Genomic DNA, 16,800 nt, shown 5'->3' on the forward strand with positions numbered 1-16,800 from the left:
AATCTCCAGTCATGGAACTGAGGCAGCTCGCCTACTTCGTCGCCGTCGCCGAGGAACAGAACTTCACCCGGGCGGCCGAGCGGGTGCACATCAGCCAGTCCGGGATCAGCGCCCAGATCCGCCAGCTGGAACGGGAGCTCGGCGCCGAGCTGTTCGACCGCTCGGCCCGCACCGCCACCCTCACCGCGGCCGGAGCGGCCGCGCTCGCACCCGCCCGGGCCGCGCTCGCCGCCGCCGGGGCGGTCGGCCAGGCGGTCGGGGACGTGGCCGGCGTGATCCGGGGCCGGATCACGGTCGGCATGGTCGTCGGCTGCACCGTCACCCCGCTCTTCGACGCCCTCGCCGCCTTCCACCGCGCCCACCCCGGCGTGGAGATCGCCCTGCTGGAGGACAACTCCGACCGGCTCGTCCAAGGGGTCCGCGCCGGCACGGTCGACGTGGCCCTCATCGGGACCGCCACCGCCGCACCGGCCGGACTGGAAGCCCTCACGCTCGTCAGCGAGCGGCTCGTCGTCGCGGTCCCGCCCGATCACCCGCTGGCCCACCGGCGCCGGGTCACCCTGCGCGACCTCGCCGGCCACCCGGTCATCTGCATGCCCGCCGGCACCGGCCTGCGCACGGTCTTCGACCAGGCCTGCGCCGCACAGGGGGTCCGGCCCGTGATCGCCCTGCAGGCCGGGGCCGCGGACGCCATGGCCGACCTCGCCGCCCGCGGCCTGGGCGTCGCCGTCCTCAGCGAATCCATGGCCGAGAGCTACCGCGACCGGCTCAGCGCCCGCGTCCTCGACGACATCGACATCCCCGCCCTGCTCTGCCTGGTCTGGCGCCCCGCGCACGGCCCCGCCGTGCGCGAGCTGCTCGCGCACGGGCGCCGGGCCTTCGGCGGCGGTCTACCGGAGCAGGCGGCCGCGGGAGATGATCCGCAGGACAGCCGCGCCGCATCACCGGAGGAGCAGTGACCGAGCCGATACGTCCCGCCGGATCCGCCCACGAGTTCCCCGGCGGACCCGCCCTCTTCCGCCTCGACCCCCGCGTCGCCCACCTGAACCACGGCTCCTTCGGAGCGGTGCCCGTCCCCGTCCAGGAAGCCCAGGCCACGCTCCGCGCCGAGGTCCACGCCGACCCCGACGCCTTCTTCACCGCCGTCCCGGACCGCCTCGCCGAGGCCCGCACACGGATCGCCGCCCACCTCGGCGCCGACCCCGACGGGATCGCCTTCATCGCCAACGCCACCGAGGGCGCCAACCTCGCCCTGGACGCCGTCCCGCTCGCCGACGGCGACGAGATCCTGGTCACCGACCACGGCTACGGCACCGTCGTCGCGGCCGCCGCCCGCCGCGCCCCGGTCACCACCGTGGCCCTGGACCCCCACCTGCCCGACGAGGACGCCGTACGCGAGAGGGTGCTGGCCGCGCTGACACCCCGGACGAAGGTGGCCGTACTCGACCACGTCAGCTCGCCCACCGCCCGCGTCATCGCCTCCCCCCGGCTCCTCGCGGACCTGCGCGAACGCGGGGTCACCACCGTCGTCGACGGCGCCCACGCCCTGGGCATGCTCCCCGACCCCCTCGCGGGCGGCGCCGACTTCTGGTTCGGCAACCTGCACAAATGGGGCTACGCGCCCTCCGGCAGCGCGGTCCTGGCCGTCGCCCCGCAGCACCGCCGCCGGATCAGGGCCCTCGTACCGTCCTGGGAGGACCAGCACGGATTCCCGCGGTCCGTCGAGAACCGCGCCACCGCCGACTACACCGGCTGGCTCGCCGCCCCCGAGGGGCTGGACCTCCTCGAACGCCTCGACGCGGCCAAGGTCCGGGCCCACAACAGCGCACTGGCCGCCCACGGAGCGGCCCTCCTCGCCGAGCTCCCCGGGCTCACCCCGCTCCCGCACGGCGAGGCCCTCGCCATGCGCACCCTGCGCCTGCCGGCCGGGGTCGCCGACACCCCGGACCGGGCCCGCGCGCTGCGCGAACGGATCGCGGCCGAACAGGGCATCCGGGTGCTGATCTGGCCCTGGCCGGGCGGCGGCGGCATCCGCGTCTGCGGCCAGATCTACAACCGGCCCGAGGAGTACGAACGCCTCGCCGCCGTCCTCCCGGCCTGCCTCAGCCGCGCCTGAGCAGGTACGTGTCCATGATCCAGCCCTTGCGGGCGCGGGCCTCGGTACGCAGCTCCTCGATCCGCCCGGCGACCTCCGCGAGCTTGCCCGAGACCAGGATCTCGTCCGGGGTGCCCACGTAGGCCCCCCAGTAGATGAAGAGGTCCTGGTCCAGGTGGGCGGTGAAGGCGTGCCGCGCGTCCAGCATCACCACCACGTCGTCCACGCCGTCCGGCCAGCCCTCGGCCAGCCTGCGGCCGGTGGTGATCTGGACCGGGCGCCCGACCCGGTTCAGGTTGGTCCGGTGCCGTGCCAGCAGCGCCGAGATGCTGCTGATGCCCGGCACGACCTCGTGCTCGAAGGTCACCCGGCCGCGCTCCAGCACCTCGTCGAGGATCGCGAGCGTGGAGTCGTAGAGGGAGGGATCGCCCCAGACCAGGAACGCCCCGGTCTCGCCGTCCGCCAGATCCTCCGCGATGAAGCGCTCGAAGAGTCCGGCCCGCGCGCTGCGCCAGCCGTCCACCGTCGGGGCGTAGTCGGCGGGCGTCCGGTCCCGGTCCGGGTCGCGGCCCTCCACCAGCCGGTGGCCCGGGCGGGCGTGCGCGTCGAGCATCGCGCGCCGCAGCCCGGTCAGATCCGCCTTCTCCTCGCCCTTCTCCAGGATGAGGAATGCGTCCGCCGCGCCGATCGCCCTGACCGCCTGGAGGGTCAGATGGTCCGGGTCGCCCGCGCCTATGCCGATCACTGAGAACTTCTTCACCGGGCTATTGTGCCCATCATGCGAGCCGCCCTGTTCGTCACCTGCGTCAATGACGCGCTCTACCCGCGGACCGGCATCGCCGTCGTACGCCTCCTGGAGCGGCTCGGGGTCGGCGTGGACTTCCCGGCGGCCCAGAGCTGCTGCGGGCAGCCGCAGTACAACACCGGGTACCGGTACGAGACCGAGCCGCTGATGCGGCGTACCGCTCGGGCCTTCGCGGGACACGCGTACGTGGTCACCCCCTCCGGATCCTGCGCCGCGATGATCCGCGAGCACTACCCGCGCATCGGCCGGAAGGCGGAGGCCGAAGGGCGCGGCAGCGAGCTCGCCGAGGCGGCCGCCGCGCTCGCGCCGCGCGTGTACGAGCTGACCGAATTCCTGGTCGACGTGCTCGGGGTGACCGACGTCGGCGCGTACTTCCCGCACACCGTCACCTACCACCCCTCCTGTCACGGCCTGCGCGGCCTCGGGCTCGGGGACCGGCCGCGGCGGCTGCTGGCCGCCGTCAAGGGCCTGGACCTGGTCGAGCTGCCGGGCGCCGAGGAGTGCTGCGGCTTCGGCGGCACCTTCGCCGTCAAGAACCCGGAGCTCTCGACCTCCATGGGCACCGACAAGATCACGGCAGCGGCCGGCACCGGCGCCCAGGTGCTGTGCGGCGCCGACAACTCCTGCCTCGCCCACCTGGACGGCCTGCTGCGCCGCGCGGACAGCCCGCTGCGGACCCTGCACCTCGCCGAGATCCTGGCCGCGACCGAGGAGGAGCCGCTGCCGTGACCCGTACCCACCTGGGCATGCCCGCCTTTCCCGCCTTCCCCGCCGCCGCCCGTGAGGCCGTCCGGGATGAGGTGTTGCGCGCCAACCTCCGGCACGCCACGCACACCATCCGCGACAAACGCGCCCGGGCCGTCGCCGAACTCGCCGACTGGGACCGGCTGCGCGCCGCGGGCAAGGCCGTCAAGGACCACACCCTGCGCCATCTCGACCGCTACCTGCTGCAGTTGGAGGAAGCCGTCACGGCCGCCGGCGGCACCGTCCACTGGGCCGCCGACGCGGACGAGGCCAACCGGATCGTCACGGAACTGGTCCGCGCGACCGGCGAGCGCGAGGTCGTCAAGGTCAAGTCCATGGCCACCCAGGAGATCGGGCTCAACGAGGCCCTGGAAGCCGCCGGGATCGCCGCGTACGAGACCGACCTCGCCGAACTCATCGTGCAGCTCGGCCACGACCGCCCCTCCCACATCCTGGTCCCGGCCATCCACCGCAACCGGGCCGAGATCCGCGACATCTTCCGCGCCGAGATGGGCGGCTGGGGCCGGCCGGCGCCCGAACCCCTCGGCGACGACCCGCGGGAACTCGCCGAGGCGGCCCGCCTGCACCTGCGCGAGAAGTTCCTGCGCGCCAAGGTCGCCGTGTCCGGGGCCAACTTCATGGTCGCCGAGACCGGCACGATGGTCGTCCTGGAATCCGAGGGGAACGGCCGGATGTGCCTGACCCTGCCCGAGACCCTCATCTCCGTCGTCGGCATCGAGAAGGTCGTCCCGACCTTCCGCGACCTGGAGATCTTCCTCCAGACACTGCCGCGCTCCTCGACCGCCGAACGGATGAACCCGTACACGACGATGTGGACCGGGCTGGGCCCTTCACGAGGGGCGGACGGCGACGGCCCCGCCGCCTTCCACCTCGTCCTCCTCGACAACGGCCGCACCGACACCCTCGCCGACCAGACCGGCCGCCAGGCCCTGCGCTGCATCCGCTGCTCCGCCTGCCTCAACGTCTGCCCGGTCTACGAGCGCGCCGGCGGCCACGCCTACGGCTCCGTCTACCCGGGCCCCATCGGCGCGATCCTCAGCCCCCAGCTCCGCGGCACCGGCAGCGCGATCGACGCCTCCCTGCCCTACGCGTCCACCCTGTGCGGAGCCTGCTACGAGGTCTGCCCGGTGGCCATCGACATCCCCGAGGTCCTCGTCCACCTCCGCGAACGGGTCGCCCAGGGCGGCCCGGTGACCCGCGACGGCGTCCGCGTCACCCTCCGCCCCGCCGACGGCCACACCGCCGAACGGGCCGCCATGCGCGCCGCCCGGCTGCTCCTGGACCACCCGGGCGCCCTGCGCGCGGGGGAGCGCCTGCTGGCCAGGGCCCGGCGGCTGGCCCCCCGCCGGCTCCCCGGAGCCGGGCGGGCCTGGACCGACAGCCGCGAACTGCCCACCGTCGCGGCGCAGTCCTTCCGCGACTGGTGGGCCCGGGAACGGAGCACCCAGCGATGAGCAGCAAGGACCGCATCCTGGGCCGGATCCGCCGGGCGCTGCGCGACGAGGCGCCCGCGGCGCCGGTCCCCCGCGACTACCTCCCCGTCCACGGCGCCCGGACCCCGGCCGAGCGGGTGGACCTGCTCGCCGACCGCCTCGCCGAGTACCGGGCCGTGGTCCACCGCACCGACGAGGAGGCGCTGCCCGCGCTGCTGACGCGGCTCCTCGACGCGCGGAGCGCCCGGTCGGTGCTCGTCCCGCCCGGCCTGCCCCCGCACTGGCTCCCGGCCGGGGGCCCCACCCGGGTACCCGACCGGGCGGCCTCCACCCCGTACGAACTGGACCAGGTCGACAGCGTGGTCACCGGCTGCGCCCTGGCCGTCGCCGAGACCGGCACGATCGTCCTCGACGGCGGCCCCGACCAGGGCCGGAGGCGCATCACCCTGATCCCGGACCACCACATCTGCGTGGTCCGCGTCCCCGACCAGGTGGTGGACTCCGTCCCGCAGGCCCTGCCGCTCCTCGACCCGGCCCGCCCCCTGACCTGGATCTCAGGCCCCTCCGCCACCAGCGACATCGAACTCGACCGGGTGGAGGGCGTCCATGGCCCCCGCACCCTGGAAGTGATCCTCGTAGGCACACAATGAGGGCATGCCCTCGCACATCGCCCTCACGGCCCTCCTCGTCCACGACTACGACGAGGCCATCGACTTCTACACCCGCGCCCTCGGCTTCGACCTCGCCGAGGACACCGCCCGCCCGGACGGCTCCCGCTGGGTCGTGGTCCGCCCGCCCGGCGCCACCGAATCCGCGCTCCTCCTGGCCCGGGCCAAGGACGAGGCCCAGCGCTCCCGCGTCGGCGACCAGACCGGCGGCCGCGTCGGCCACTTCCTGTACACCGACGACTTCACCCGCGACCACGCCCGGATGACCGCCGAGGGCGTCCGCTTCCTGGAAGAGCCGCGCCACGAACCGTACGGCTCCGTCGCCGTCTTCGAAGACCTGTACGGCAACCGCTGGGACCTCCTCCAGCCCGCCACCTCCTAGCGCTGCGACCGGAAAGGTTCACCCGGTCACGACGCCCGGCACGGCACCTCGCCGCGTTGCCGGACCGCGCAGGTACGTCCAGTACGAGCCGCGGCCCTCTTCCCACCGGGGTGACGATGATCGATCCGCTCTACGGCTGAATCCACGGCGGACGCGGCCGGGGCGGCGGGCGTGGCGTCGGGATTTGTGCGGGTTGTCGGGTGATGCTGGCGCAGTGCGACTTGATCACGTGTCCTATGCGGTGGCCCGCGACAGCTTCGTCTCGACCGTCCAGTGGATCGGATCGGCCCTCGGCGCCGGGTTCGTCGACGGAGGCGTGCACCCGCGATTCGGCACACGCAATTTCATTCTCCCGCTGAGCGGCGGCACCTACGTCGAGGTCGTCACCACACTCGACCACCCCGCCGCCGACCGCGCACCCTTCGGCCAGGCGGTCGCGCGCCGCGCCGCCGAGGGCGGCGGCTGGCTCGGTTGGGTGGTCTCCGTCGACGACATCGCCCCGGTCGAGGCCCGCCTCGGCCGCACCTCGGCCGAGGGCCACCGTGTCCGCCCCGACGGGTTCGACCTGAGGTGGAAGCAGATCGGCCTGCTGGAACTGCTGGACGACCCGCAACTGCCCTACTTCCTTCAGTGGTCGGTCCCCATCGAGGAGCGCCCGAGCGCCGACCCGCGCACCCCCACCACCATCCACGGGGTCTCCATCGCCGGCGACGCCGCCTCCATCGCCGAATTCCTCGGCGAACCGGCCGACCACCCCCTCGACCAGATCGACGTCACCTGGGTCGAGGACGAGGAACCGGGCCTGGTGTCGGTCGAGTTCGCCACCGCCCACGGCCCGGTCACGATCTGACCAGGGCCCGACTGCCCGGCGGGAGCAGCCGGCTGCGGACTCCTGGCCGGCGCGTGTCTCGTCGACGGGTCGGTCAGCTGATCGGATGTGTCTGCCCGATCAGTGATCACTGATGCGACGTGGGGCCGGATCGAGCCGCTGATGCCGGCCGATCGGGTCCGTGGACGGCGGTGACGACATCGGCAGGACCGCCTCGGTCGACTCCACCGTCGTCCGCGCCCACCGGCATTCCGCCGGAGCGCGCAAAAAGGGCCGAAGGCCGCAGCGAGCCCGCCGACCACGCCCGCGGGCGCTCACGCGGCGGCCTGAGCACCAAGGTCCACCTGGCCGCCGGCGACCGTGCACGGTCCCTGACCGTCACCGCGGGCCAGGCCGGCGACGCACCTGCCTTCGAAGCGGTAGGGCGGCACTCCACCTCGCCGCCATCCTCATCTGGGCACGACGCTGACCAAAGAGACAGAACCTAGTGCTGTGACCGGGAAGGTTCACCGGGCCACGACGCCCGGCACGGCGCCTCGCCGCGTCGTCGGACCGCGCAAGTACGTCCAGTACGAGCCGCGGTCCTCCGCCTTGCGATCCACCGCACCGGACGACGCGACCCGGCAAACCTTCCCGGCCACAGCACTACGGTCCCAGCCTGGGCGCCTCCCGCGCGGCATCGACGGCCGGGCCACCGTCCGCCACCCGGCCGGCCAGCTCCCCGGCCCACCGGACGAGGCCCGGCACGTCGACCCCGTACGGGCCCCCGTCCAGCCCCTCGATCCCGGCGGCCCCGCGCCGCAGCAGCCGCGCCCCGCCCACCGCGTTGCCGCGCGCGGCGTGCGTCAACCCGACGGCGAGCTGCGCGAGCCCCCGCCAGAGCGGGGCCGCGGCCTCGGGCCCGGACTTCCAGGCGTCCTCGAACACCTCGTGCGCGTGGAACGGCATCCCGGCGTCCAGCAGCCGCTGCGCCTCCCGCACGGTCTCCCCGGGGGCGCGCACCACCCCCTCGGGCTGCCGCTCCACCCCGGCCACCCCGTAGGCGAGCGGCCGCCCCAGCCCATCCCTCGGGCGCGCACTGCGCGCCCGCCCGTCGACGTCCCGATCCCGTGCGTTCACCACCCCATCCTGCCCCGCGCCGGTTACCCGTGCGTGCACACCCCTCGTCGTGGGGTAATGTTCTGCATGTGCCACCGGGCAGGGGGAAACCCCAGGTCGCAGGCACAACGGGACGTGGCGCAGCTTGGTAGCGCACTTGACTGGGGGTCAAGGGGTCGCAGGTTCAAATCCTGTCGTCCCGACTAGAGGTTCGCCTCGTAGTCGCAGATCAGAGCCCTGTCTCACTTCGGTGAGGCAGGGCTTCTGTGTGTTCTCTGGGGCCGCCGTGTCACATTTCGTCACACACTTGGTGGATCTTCTCCCCTCAGTCGGCGAGCAGCTCACCGAGCTTGTCCGAACCGGCCCGCAGACTCTGCGGGTCGGGGTGCACGTAGACCCGATTGGTGAAGGACAGGTCGCTGTGGCCCGCCCACGCGGAGACCACGGTGTCAGGCACGCCGTTGTTGGACATCCAGGAGAGACACGCGTGGCGGGCGTCGTAGAGGCGCACCTTACGCACACCGGCCTCTGCCATGAGCCGGTGGGCCTCACGGCGGAGCTTGTCAAGCTTGGACATCTTGGAGGGGGCCAGCCAAGGCGGACTGCTAGGCCCCGGTGGGTGAGGCGGGCCTCGGTGCGTAGCTCCCGCAGACGCGCACCGAGGGCCTCTCTGGCTCGCTGAAAATCCGTACTCACACAGCGGAAGGTACTTGAGCGACGAACTCTCGGTAGGGGACGGCGTAGTGCCAGGCGGCGTCACGGACTTGGCAGTACCGCAGCACACGAGCCGGGTCTTCGATCAGCTCCAGGCCGACGGGCTCATCGCCCTCATAGTGGAAGAGTGCGACGCACCGGCTGTCAAAGAGCCAGAAGTCCTCAGCGGGCAAGGCCGCTTCCTTCGCCTGCGCTCGGCGTAGATAGCGGACGTCCTCGCCAGCCTCTATGGCAGCTGGAACACCGGTAAGTCCGTAGCGCTGATAGGTCGTTGGCGGATCATCGATGAGCCGAACCCGCTCGGCTCGCTTACCCAAACCGGTTTGCCTCCGCATGTTCACGAGCCACGGACGATCGGGATCACGAGCTGGTTCTTCTCCCCGGAGGAACCGCTGCTAGGTCTCGCCTTCGTAGTCGACCTGGTAGGCCCGCCGGATCTCCAGGCGCCAGGCGGTGTGCTCAAAGCCCTCCCGGAAGAGACGGTCGATCTCATCGCTGTCGATCAACTTCGGCACAGCTCACTCCTTGGGCGCGAAGCGGGTCAGGAGTTCTCGCGGCACCACGACGAAGGTCTCACCGGGCAGTACATCCCGCAGCTGCTCCAAAGCCTCCTCGTCGGTGGGCCTGTACCCCGAACGACGACGTCGTACGATGAACCTCAGCTTCATGACCCCTCCCAGTGATCGTTGTAATCGAGCCGCTCCGAACCGTAGCCGCCTGAACACCGGAAGCAGAAGGGTGCAGGGGGCCCACGAACAAGAAGCGGCGCGAACCACAGGAAGTTGATCAAGAAGCAGATCGAAGCATCGTTCACCCCGGCGCCCACGTGCTTCTAGCGTCCCGGGGCATGGCGACGAAGCAGACAGACCTGAAGCTCAGCGTTGCTGAGGAAGCCGTGGCACAACTGCGAGACGCGCTGAGCGAGGCGGGGATCGTACTGCCCTCGCTGGACAGCGACCTTGGCAGCCCGTACCTCAACCTGGTGGAACTCGGGCGTGTGTGTGCGGACGTTGCAGTGAAGCTAGCCGAGGTCGTGCGCCGCGGGACGGTCTGATGACCGGCGAACAGGACAGTGCAACACCCTCACGAGTCACGACCGGCTCACTCATGGTGGATACGCGCACCGACCGCATGGGCGTTGTCATGGGCCACGTCGGGCCATACGTCCAGCCGCGCCCGCCCGCGGGAAGTCTCGAGTGGGAAGCGTCCCCCAACGACCTGCGGCCGGCTGATACCAACGAGCAGCTGCGCGCCAAAGTCACTGTCATCAACGCCCGAACCCGGCGAAGGAGCCTGCGATAAGCGCCCACACGGTCATCCGCTTCGCTAACTGGACGATGCGTCCCGAAACTGCCGACGAAGCCCCGGCAATGGTGCATGAGCTGCAGTGCACCACCTGCCTTGCGGCCTCAAGGGCCCCACGCGCTGCCAGCTGGCCGGCCTGAGGGTTTGGCCGGTGGCCTGCATCGTGTTGGGGGCAGGGAGACCACACACTTGTGAAATCGGGCAGCACCGCAGCTGCCTCAAGAGCCCGATCAGGTCTCCCTGCTTAAGGGCCCCGACATGGGGGAGGTGGATAAAACCTCAGGGCCAATCTTGATACGTATCACCGCCCGAGAGGATCCACAAGATAAGCGCAGCCAGATGAATGAAAACCTGGCCTCCGATTGCGACAGTCATTAATCGTGCTAACACTGGATGCGCGTGTGACTATCAAGCAACGAGTAGACGATCGGAGTCGGCATGTCTAAGCCTACGAACGGCTTCGCCTGCGAAGCTGGTGCTCAAGACTTCACTGCCACGGCATACCGAGACAGTAAGGGTAGACGCTGGGTTGCGGTGAAGGGCACGTGTTCATGCCAAACCCCCGACTTCAAACTCAAATTGGAACTTGCGCCCCCACCGTTCGTCCCAACCCCCGACGAACTGCACCTGAACCTGACTGAAGAGAAACCAAGCGGGTCCGTCCCGCAAGTCATCACGCCCACGGATGTAGAAGGCAAATTCGAGATCGGCGATGAGGTCGAGCGCGTTCTGATCCGCAATCGAAACTTCAGCGTGCCGGTCAAAGAGGGATAAAGACTCTGGGCTCAAGTAGCTGCTAGGGCGAAAGAGAGCTACAAGAGAAGAAGCGTAAGAACCGCTGAGGCTGGCACCACTGCTACAGGACGATTCAAATGTTCTGGCGGAGGAGTCAGCCTCAAAAGGCCGTCTGGGAACATTTCTTCTGCGACATGGCCTGCTGGTGTGGGTTCCAGCTAGTGGGTTCTTTTCTTCCTAGGTTGATATAGCCAGTCCGATCGTACGTAACGATTACCCGTCCTAGAGGTGCTGCTGCCTCATAAATTGCTCGGTCCCCCGAACCTCCGAGCCCCCAGCCATCGCCGACATGCTGGACATCGAAGTTCTTCTTCAGCAGGGGAAACTTGTGGCTGCGCGGCATGTTCTCATCGAGGGCAATCTTGTGGCGGTAGGGATCTCTAGGCATGAGCGTGTGCGGCTGAGTGAAATCGCAGATCTATGGCCTCATCGATGGCACCCTTGAGATTCTCCATGCTGACCCAGCGGTACATGTCATGGATCTCGTCGAGCGTATGCCCGTCTTTCATACGATGGAAGATGGTGGCGATCGCTATCCGCGTCCCCTTGATGACGAAATCGCCGCCCATGATTTTTGGATCGGATCTTAAGTACTTCATATACTCGTTATTTATGCCAAATTAGGGCATGTGGAGTCGATCGCCACTTTTCGGTGATTAAGTCGAACCGGGCCGCCTCAAGCGACACGTTGGGTGGCGGAAGGCGAACCCTTTCTGGTGGTCGCTAACCCCTTCCCGAACTATGGTGCGTCCTATCCGACCGACGAGCTTGACGTGCTGGGCCTTGGCCTCCGCGGTCTCGGGCTTCGGGGCCCGTTCCCCGGCGCGGCTCTGGGCAGTCTCCTGCGGGGACGCAGGCACTGCCTGTGGTTGGGCCTGGGGGGTGGGCAGGGAGTCCGGTGCTGTGCCGACTTGCTGGATCATCGGGCGGACATCAGGGAATGCCCCGAGGGCTCTCGCTGCTTCGGTGGGCGGCTTCTCCGGGGGCTTGGCAGCCTTGGCTTCTGCGGCAGTCTCGGGCTCGGCGGCCGGCGTGTCCACGGCCTCGTGCCGGGTGATGATCTGCTCGAGCCGTGCCCGGCGATCTTGCGCAGGACGTGAAGCGGCGCGCCGGCGTCGGCGAACAGGTCGGTCCGGTGTGGCGCAGGTTGTGCCGTCGGAGGTGTTCGAAGCCAAAGGCCGCCACCGGGCGAAAAGCGCCCGGATCGGGATGCGGGGCCTGCTCTTCGGCTTCGTCATGACCGCGTACTACGACCGCGAGGGGCACAAGCGCTTCACCCCGCAGCTCGCCGGATCCTGCCAGTCGGCACGGTTCTTCCCAGGTGTTCATCGAGACGGTTTGCAGGTGGTCTGCCTGAGCAGGGAGAGCGGAGAGCTACGTCCCACCACATTGTTAACGCTCACAATTTGAGGGTCAAGCCCCCGTCGTCGACCGGCCCGCGCTATATCCAAAGGTGATCTCTGGGCCCTTGACGGGGTTTCTGTGAGCGTTAACACTCTTGTAACGCCAGCCCAGAGCGGCACCCGCCGGGGCCTCAGCGGGGTTCACTCACCCCGCCGCCCGGTCGGCCGTACCGACCCCGAACGAACCCGGCCCCCTCCACCCCGGGCCGGTGCTCAACCCCGCTCGACCGGATCCGAGGCCCCTGCCGAGGTCGCGGCGATCGCGGCATACCACTGGAGGAATAGTGCGCAAGGTTTCGACGGGCCTCGCTGCTGCGGGCCTCACATTGGCCCTGACGGCCTGCGGCCAGAGCGCCAACGGTGTGGGCGACGGTGCAGGCGGCGGTAACGCAAAGGGTGGCCTCGTCGGCATCGCGATGCCCACCAAGTCGTCGGAGCGCTGGATCAGCGACGGCGACAACATGGTCAAGCAGTTCCGGGCCAAGGGCTACAAGACCGACCTGCAGTACGGCGACAACGTCGTCGAGAACCAGGTCTCGCAGATCGAAAACATGATCACGAAGGGCGCCAAGCTGCTGGTGGTGGCCGCCATCGACGGCTCCTCGCTCACGAACGTGCTCCAGAAGGCCTCCGATGCCAAGATCCCGGTGATCTCGTACGACCGCCTGATCCGCGGCACCGGGAACGTCGACTACTACGCGACCTTCGACAACTTCAAGGTCGGTGTCCTGCAGGGCAGTTACATCGTCGACAAGCTGGGTCTCGCCAGCGGCAAGGGCCCGTTCAACATCGAGCTGTTCGCCGGCTCGCCGGACGACAACAACGCCACCTTCTTCTTCCAGGGCGCGATGAGCGTGCTCCAGCCGTACATCGACCAGAAGAAGCTGGTCGTCCAGAGCGGTCAGACCAGCCTCAGCCAGGTCGGCACGCTGCGCTGGGACGGCGGTGTCGCCCAATCCCGGATGGACAACCTGCTGAGCAAGTCGTACACATCGGCCGGCATCGACGCGGTGCTCTCGCCCTACGACGGCATCTCCATCGGCATCCTGTCCTCCCTCAAGGGCGTCGGCTACGGCAGCCCGGGCAAGGCCCTGCCGATCGTCACCGGCCAGGACGCCGAGCTGGCCTCGGTGAAATCCGTCATCGCGGGCGAGCAGACCCAGACCGTCTACAAGGACACCCGCGAGCTGGCCAAGGTAGCGGTGCAGATGGGCGACGCCGTACTCACCGGCGGCCAGCCCGAGGTCAACGACACCAAGCAGTACGACAACGGTGTCAAGGTCGTCCCGGCGTACCTCCTGCAGCCGGTCAGCGTCGACAAGGAGAACTACCAGAAGGTGCTGGTCGACGGCGGGCAGTACACCGCCGACCAGCTCAAGTAGCCACGGGCCTCAACGCAGGGCCGCACCAGAGCCGGGCGCGTACGGGCGGGGCAGTCGACCTGACAGGCCCCCGCCCGTACCGCCCCTGTCGAACGGATGCACCACCATGGCCGGACCCGTCCTTGAGATGCGTTCGATCAGCAAGTCCTTCCCCGGTGTCCAAGCGCTCTCCGGCGTCACCCTGAGCGTCGCCCCCGGCGAGGTCCACGCCGTCTGCGGTGAGAACGGCGCCGGGAAGTCCACCCTGATGAAGGTGCTCAGCGGGGTCCACCCGCACGGCTCCTACGAGGGCGAGATCCTTTTCCAGGGCGAGTCCTGCGCCTTCAAGGACATCCGCGCCAGCGAACAGCGCGGCATCGTGATCATCCACCAGGAACTCGCCCTGGTGCCGTACCTCTCCATCGCGGAGAACATCTTCCTCGGCAACGAGCACGCCACCCGGGGCATCATCAGCTGGAACACAACGCTCACCCACGCCAAGTCGCTGCTGCGGCGGGTCGGGCTGGACGAGAGCCCGCACACCCGGATCGCCGACATCGGCGTGGGCAAGCAGCAGCTGATCGAGATCGCCAAGGCGCTCGCCAAGGAGGTCAAGCTGCTGATCCTGGACGAGCCCACGGCCGCCTTGAACGGTGAGGACAGCCGCAAGCTGCTCGACCTCATCCTGGAACTCAAGGCTCAGGGCATCTCCTGCATCCTCATCTCGCACAAGCTGGGCGAGATCGCCCAGGTCGCCGACTCCGTCACGATCCTGCGCGACGGCCGGACCATCGAGACCATCGCGGTCGGCGCCGAGGGCATCTCCGAGGACCGGATCATCCGGGGCATGGTCGGCCGCGATCTGGAGCACCGCTACCCCGAGCGCACCCCCGAGCCGGGCGAGGTCGCCTTCGCCGTCGAGGACTGGACCGTCCACCACCCGATCGACCATCAGCGCAAGGTCGTCGACGGCGTGTCGCTCGAAGTGCGGCGCGGCGAGATCGTCGGCATCGCCGGCCTGATGGGCGCGGGCCGCACCGAGCTCGCGATGAGCGTCTTCGGCCGCTCGTACGGGCGCTGTACCGGAGGCCGGGTGCTGCTGGACGGCGAGGAGATCCGCACGCGCACCGTCCCGGAGGCGATCGGTCACGGCATCGCGTACGTCACCGAGGACCGCAAGCAGCTCGGGCTGAACCTGATGGACGACATCAGTCGCAACATCTCGCTGAGCGCGCTCGGCAGGGTCGCTCGGCGCGGGTGGGTGAACAAGCACGAGGAGACCCGGGTCGCGGAGTCCTTTCGCAAGACCATGAACATCAAGGCCCCTTCGGTGTTCGCGGAGACCGGGAAGCTCAGCGGCGGCAACCAGCAGAAGGTCGTCCTCAGCAAGTGGATCTTCTCCGAGCCGGACGTACTGATCCTCGACGAACCCACCCGGGGCATCGACATCGGCGCCAAGGCCGAGATCTACACCGTCATCGCCGAACTCGCGGCCCAGGGCAAGGCGGTGCTGATCATCTCCTCCGAACTCCCCGAGCTGCTCGGCATGTGCGACCGCATCTACGCGATGGCCGAGGGCCGGCTCACCGGTGAGGTGGACCGCGCGGACGCGACCCAGGAATCACTCATGCGCCTCATGACCGTGAGCGCTGCGACCGAGAACGAGCAGGTGTAAGGCATGGCCCAGACGGAGACCACGGACACCCCGGGCACCACGGACCTCAAGACGGCCCTGCCCGCCCAGCCCGGCGGCGGGGGCGGCATCGGCCCCCTGCTGGTGCGGGCGCTGCGCGGCAACATACGCCAGTACGGCATGCTGGTCGCGCTGGCGCTCATCGTCGTGGTGTTCCAGATCTGGACCGACGGCATCCTGCTCCAGCCCCTCAACGTCACCAACCTGATCCAGCAGAACAGCTACATCCTGATCCTGGCCATCGGCATGATGATCGTGATCATCGCCGGTCACATCGACCTCTCAGTCGGTTCGCTGGCCGCCTTCGTCGGCGCCGCCGCGGCCGTCATGATGGTCAAGCACGACGTGCCGTGGCCGCTGGCACTGACCGCCGCCCTGCTGATCGGCGCGGCCGCCGGTGCCTGGCAGGGGTTTTGGATCGCGTACGTCGGCATCCCGTCCTTCATCGTCACGCTGGCCGGCATGCTGCTGTTCCGCGGCGGGACGCAGATCCTGCTGCAGGGCCAGTCGGTGGCTCCCTTCCCCAAGGGCTTCCAGGAGATCAGCAGCGGCTTCCTGCCGGAGGTCGGCCCGCAGACCGACTACCACAACCTCACACTGCTGCTGGGGCTCGTCGTGCTCGTGGTGGCGGTCCTCCAGGAGATCCGGGGCCGACGGCAGGCCGCCCGCTACGGCCTCGACCTGCTCCCGCTCGGTTTCTTCCTGGCCAAGCTGGGCGCCATCGGCGCCGCGGTACTGGTGTTCACGCTGCTGCTGGCGAGCTACCACGGCTTCCCGATCGTGCTGCTGGTCCTCGGTGTGCTGCTGGTCGCCTTCGGCTACCTGATGCGCAACTCCATCCTGGGCCGCCACACCTACGCGATCGGCGGCAACGAGGCCGCGGCGAAGCTGTCGGGCGTCAAGAGCAAGCGCGTCGTCTTCCTCGCCTTCGTCAACATGGGTGTGCTGGCCGCCCTGGCCGGCATGGTCTTCGCGGCGCGTCTCAACGCGGGGACGCCGCAGGCCGGTATCAACTTCGAACTGGAGGCGATCGCCGCCGCGTTCATCGGAGGCGCCTCGGCCTCCGGTGGCGTCGGCACGGTGCTCGGCGCCCTCATCGGCGGCCTGGTGCTCGGCGTGCTCAACAACGGTATGTCGCTGGTCGGTATCGGCACCGACTACCAGCAGGTCATCAAGGGCCTCGTGCTGCTGGCCGCGGTCGGTTTCGACGTCTACAACAAGCGCAAGGCCGGCTCCTGAACCCGTTCCGCCCCGGTCCGGGCGCACAGCCCCGCGGGGGTGTGCGGCCGGACCCGGTCGTCACTGCCGGCAGAAGGTGGCGTCGCCCTTGGCGAGGGTGGTGTGACGGGCTGGACGCAGCGCAGGAAGTACTAGTGCCGCAAGTACCGGCCCGCGGATAGTTGTACCAGGAGAGCCGCACGCGCATGGCGTCGTACGCGACCGGGACGCCGAAG

The 16,800-nt window shown here is 69.4% G+C and carries 20 protein-coding genes, 1 tRNA gene and 2 pseudogenes; 16 read left to right on the plus strand and 7 right to left on the minus strand.

The annotated features are described in order from the left end of the window. The first annotated feature begins 11 nt into the window (after window positions 1–11). Together ACZ573_RS05895 and ACZ573_RS05900 are read left to right on the plus strand one after the other, a co-directional pair. The gene (locus tag ACZ573_RS05895) at window positions 12–959 is read left to right on the plus strand and encodes a LysR family transcriptional regulator (protein WP_471299570.1); all 948 of its coding nucleotides are present in this window, start codon (window positions 12–14) and stop codon (window positions 957–959) included. Next, window positions 956–2,116 carry an aminotransferase class V-fold PLP-dependent enzyme gene (locus tag ACZ573_RS05900; RefSeq protein ID WP_471299572.1) on the plus strand — a complete coding sequence of 387 codons (1,161 nt, stop codon included), beginning with the start codon at window positions 956–958 and terminating at the stop codon, window positions 2,114–2,116. Before ACZ573_RS05895 ends, ACZ573_RS05900 begins: the two co-directional genes overlap by 4 nt. Here the strand turns inward: ACZ573_RS05900 and cobF are convergent. Further along, window positions 2,103–2,855, minus strand: coding sequence for a precorrin-6A synthase (deacetylating) (cobF, locus tag ACZ573_RS05905; RefSeq protein WP_471299575.1), 753 nt, complete (start codon window positions 2,853–2,855; stop codon window positions 2,103–2,105). The genes ACZ573_RS05900 and cobF overlap by 14 nt on opposite strands. Window positions 2,856–2,873: 18 nt before the next feature. Here cobF and ACZ573_RS05910 point away from each other — a divergent pair, with 18 nt between their 5' ends. The 6 genes and pseudogenes from ACZ573_RS05910 to ACZ573_RS05935 all read left to right on the plus strand — a co-directional run. After that, window positions 2,874–3,629, plus strand: coding sequence for a (Fe-S)-binding protein (locus ACZ573_RS05910; RefSeq protein WP_471299577.1), 756 nt, complete (start codon window positions 2,874–2,876; stop codon window positions 3,627–3,629). Between the two features lie 17 nt (window positions 3,630–3,646). Next, on the plus strand, window positions 3,647–5,119 hold the full coding sequence (locus ACZ573_RS05915) for a lactate utilization protein B (protein WP_471300612.1): 1,473 nt from the start codon (window positions 3,647–3,649) through the stop codon (window positions 5,117–5,119). Next, on the plus strand, window positions 5,116–5,748 hold the full coding sequence (locus ACZ573_RS05920) for a LutC/YkgG family protein (protein ID WP_471299580.1): 633 nt from the start codon (window positions 5,116–5,118) through the stop codon (window positions 5,746–5,748). Before ACZ573_RS05915 ends, ACZ573_RS05920 begins: the two co-directional genes overlap by 4 nt. A 4-nt stretch (window positions 5,749–5,752) precedes the next feature. Further along, entirely contained in the window at window positions 5,753–6,148 is a 396-nt protein-coding gene (locus ACZ573_RS05925; protein WP_382550490.1) for a VOC family protein, read from the plus strand. Between the two features lie 214 nt (window positions 6,149–6,362). Next, complete coding sequence (locus ACZ573_RS05930; RefSeq protein WP_471299584.1) at window positions 6,363–6,998, plus strand: VOC family protein; 636 nt, start codon at window positions 6,363–6,365, stop codon at window positions 6,996–6,998. Window positions 6,999–7,194: 196 nt separating this feature from the next. Further along, a pseudogene (locus ACZ573_RS05935) lies at window positions 7,195–7,399 on the plus strand (IS5/IS1182 family transposase); the annotation flags it as partial. Window positions 7,400–7,622: 223 nt separating this feature from the next. On the opposite strand, the gene ACZ573_RS05940 reads toward ACZ573_RS05935, so the two are convergent. Continuing rightward, entirely contained in the window at window positions 7,623–8,096 is a 474-nt protein-coding gene (locus ACZ573_RS05940; RefSeq protein ID WP_471299587.1) for a DUF309 domain-containing protein, read from the minus strand. A 108-nt stretch (window positions 8,097–8,204) separates the two neighbouring features. Between ACZ573_RS05940 and ACZ573_RS05945 the strand changes: the two genes are divergently transcribed. Further along, window positions 8,205–8,278, plus strand: a tRNA-Pro gene (locus ACZ573_RS05945). A gap of 122 nt (window positions 8,279–8,400) precedes the next feature. Here ACZ573_RS05945 and ACZ573_RS05950 read toward each other — a convergent pair. The 3 genes and pseudogenes from ACZ573_RS05950 to ACZ573_RS05960 all read right to left on the minus strand — a co-directional run bounded on the left by ACZ573_RS05950 (window position 8,401) and on the right by ACZ573_RS05960 (window position 9,457). Further along, a complete protein-coding gene (locus ACZ573_RS05950) occupies window positions 8,401–8,652 on the minus strand; it encodes a tyrosine-type recombinase/integrase (RefSeq protein ID WP_471299590.1) in 252 nt (83 codons plus the stop codon). Window positions 8,653–8,767: 115 nt separating this feature from the next. Further along, window positions 8,768–9,304: pseudogene (locus ACZ573_RS05955) on the minus strand (DUF6879 family protein). Between the two features lie 3 nt (window positions 9,305–9,307). Further along, window positions 9,308–9,457, minus strand: a complete 150-nt coding sequence (locus tag ACZ573_RS05960) for a hypothetical protein (RefSeq protein ID WP_471299593.1) — start codon at window positions 9,455–9,457, stop codon at window positions 9,308–9,310. Window positions 9,458–9,636: 179 nt separating this feature from the next. Between ACZ573_RS05960 and ACZ573_RS05965 the strand changes: the two genes are divergently transcribed. The 3 genes from ACZ573_RS05965 (at window position 9,637) to ACZ573_RS05975 (ending at window position 10,868) form a co-directional block, all read left to right on the plus strand. Further along, window positions 9,637–9,843 carry a hypothetical protein gene (locus ACZ573_RS05965; RefSeq protein ID WP_471299596.1) on the plus strand — a complete coding sequence of 69 codons (207 nt, stop codon included), beginning with the start codon at window positions 9,637–9,639 and terminating at the stop codon, window positions 9,841–9,843. Between the two features lie 244 nt (window positions 9,844–10,087). Beyond that, window positions 10,088–10,234: a DUF7848 domain-containing protein gene (locus ACZ573_RS05970; protein WP_471300615.1), complete on the plus strand. Its 147-nt coding sequence runs from the start codon at window positions 10,088–10,090 to the stop codon at window positions 10,232–10,234. A gap of 298 nt (window positions 10,235–10,532) precedes the next feature. Further along, window positions 10,533–10,868, plus strand: coding sequence for a cupin domain-containing protein (locus ACZ573_RS05975; protein WP_471299600.1), 336 nt, complete (start codon window positions 10,533–10,535; stop codon window positions 10,866–10,868). A gap of 121 nt (window positions 10,869–10,989) precedes the next feature. Here ACZ573_RS05975 and ACZ573_RS05980 read toward each other — a convergent pair whose 3' ends face one another. After that, a complete protein-coding gene (locus ACZ573_RS05980; protein WP_471299603.1) occupies window positions 10,990–11,277 on the minus strand; it encodes a DUF5615 family PIN-like protein in 288 nt (95 codons plus the stop codon). After that, window positions 11,270–11,488, minus strand: coding sequence for a DUF433 domain-containing protein (locus ACZ573_RS05985; RefSeq protein WP_471299606.1), 219 nt, complete (start codon window positions 11,486–11,488; stop codon window positions 11,270–11,272). Before ACZ573_RS05985 ends, ACZ573_RS05980 begins: the two co-directional genes overlap by 8 nt. Before the next feature lie 538 nt (window positions 11,489–12,026). On the opposite strand from ACZ573_RS05985, the gene ACZ573_RS05990 reads away from it, so the two are divergent. The 4 genes from ACZ573_RS05990 to mmsB all read left to right on the plus strand — a co-directional run bounded on the left by ACZ573_RS05990 (window position 12,027) and on the right by mmsB (window position 16,585). Beyond that, window positions 12,027–12,299, plus strand: coding sequence for a hypothetical protein (locus tag ACZ573_RS05990; protein WP_471299609.1), 273 nt, complete (start codon window positions 12,027–12,029; stop codon window positions 12,297–12,299). Window positions 12,300–12,576: 277 nt separating this feature from the next. After that, window positions 12,577–13,674: a multiple monosaccharide ABC transporter substrate-binding protein gene (gene chvE / locus ACZ573_RS05995; RefSeq protein WP_471299612.1), complete on the plus strand. Its 1,098-nt coding sequence runs from the start codon at window positions 12,577–12,579 to the stop codon at window positions 13,672–13,674. Window positions 13,675–13,780: 106 nt separating this feature from the next. Then, on the plus strand, window positions 13,781–15,328 hold the full coding sequence (gene mmsA, locus ACZ573_RS06000) for a multiple monosaccharide ABC transporter ATP-binding protein (protein ID WP_471299616.1): 1,548 nt from the start codon (window positions 13,781–13,783) through the stop codon (window positions 15,326–15,328). 3 nt (window positions 15,329–15,331) lie between these two features. Continuing rightward, window positions 15,332–16,585 (plus strand): multiple monosaccharide ABC transporter permease, encoded by a 1,254-nt coding sequence (gene mmsB / locus ACZ573_RS06005; RefSeq protein WP_471299619.1) that lies wholly within the window; start codon window positions 15,332–15,334, stop codon window positions 16,583–16,585. The last annotated feature ends 215 nt before the right edge of the window (window positions 16,586–16,800 follow it).

The sequence above is a fragment of the Streptomyces sp. NPDC040545 genome, from assembly GCF_055595065.1.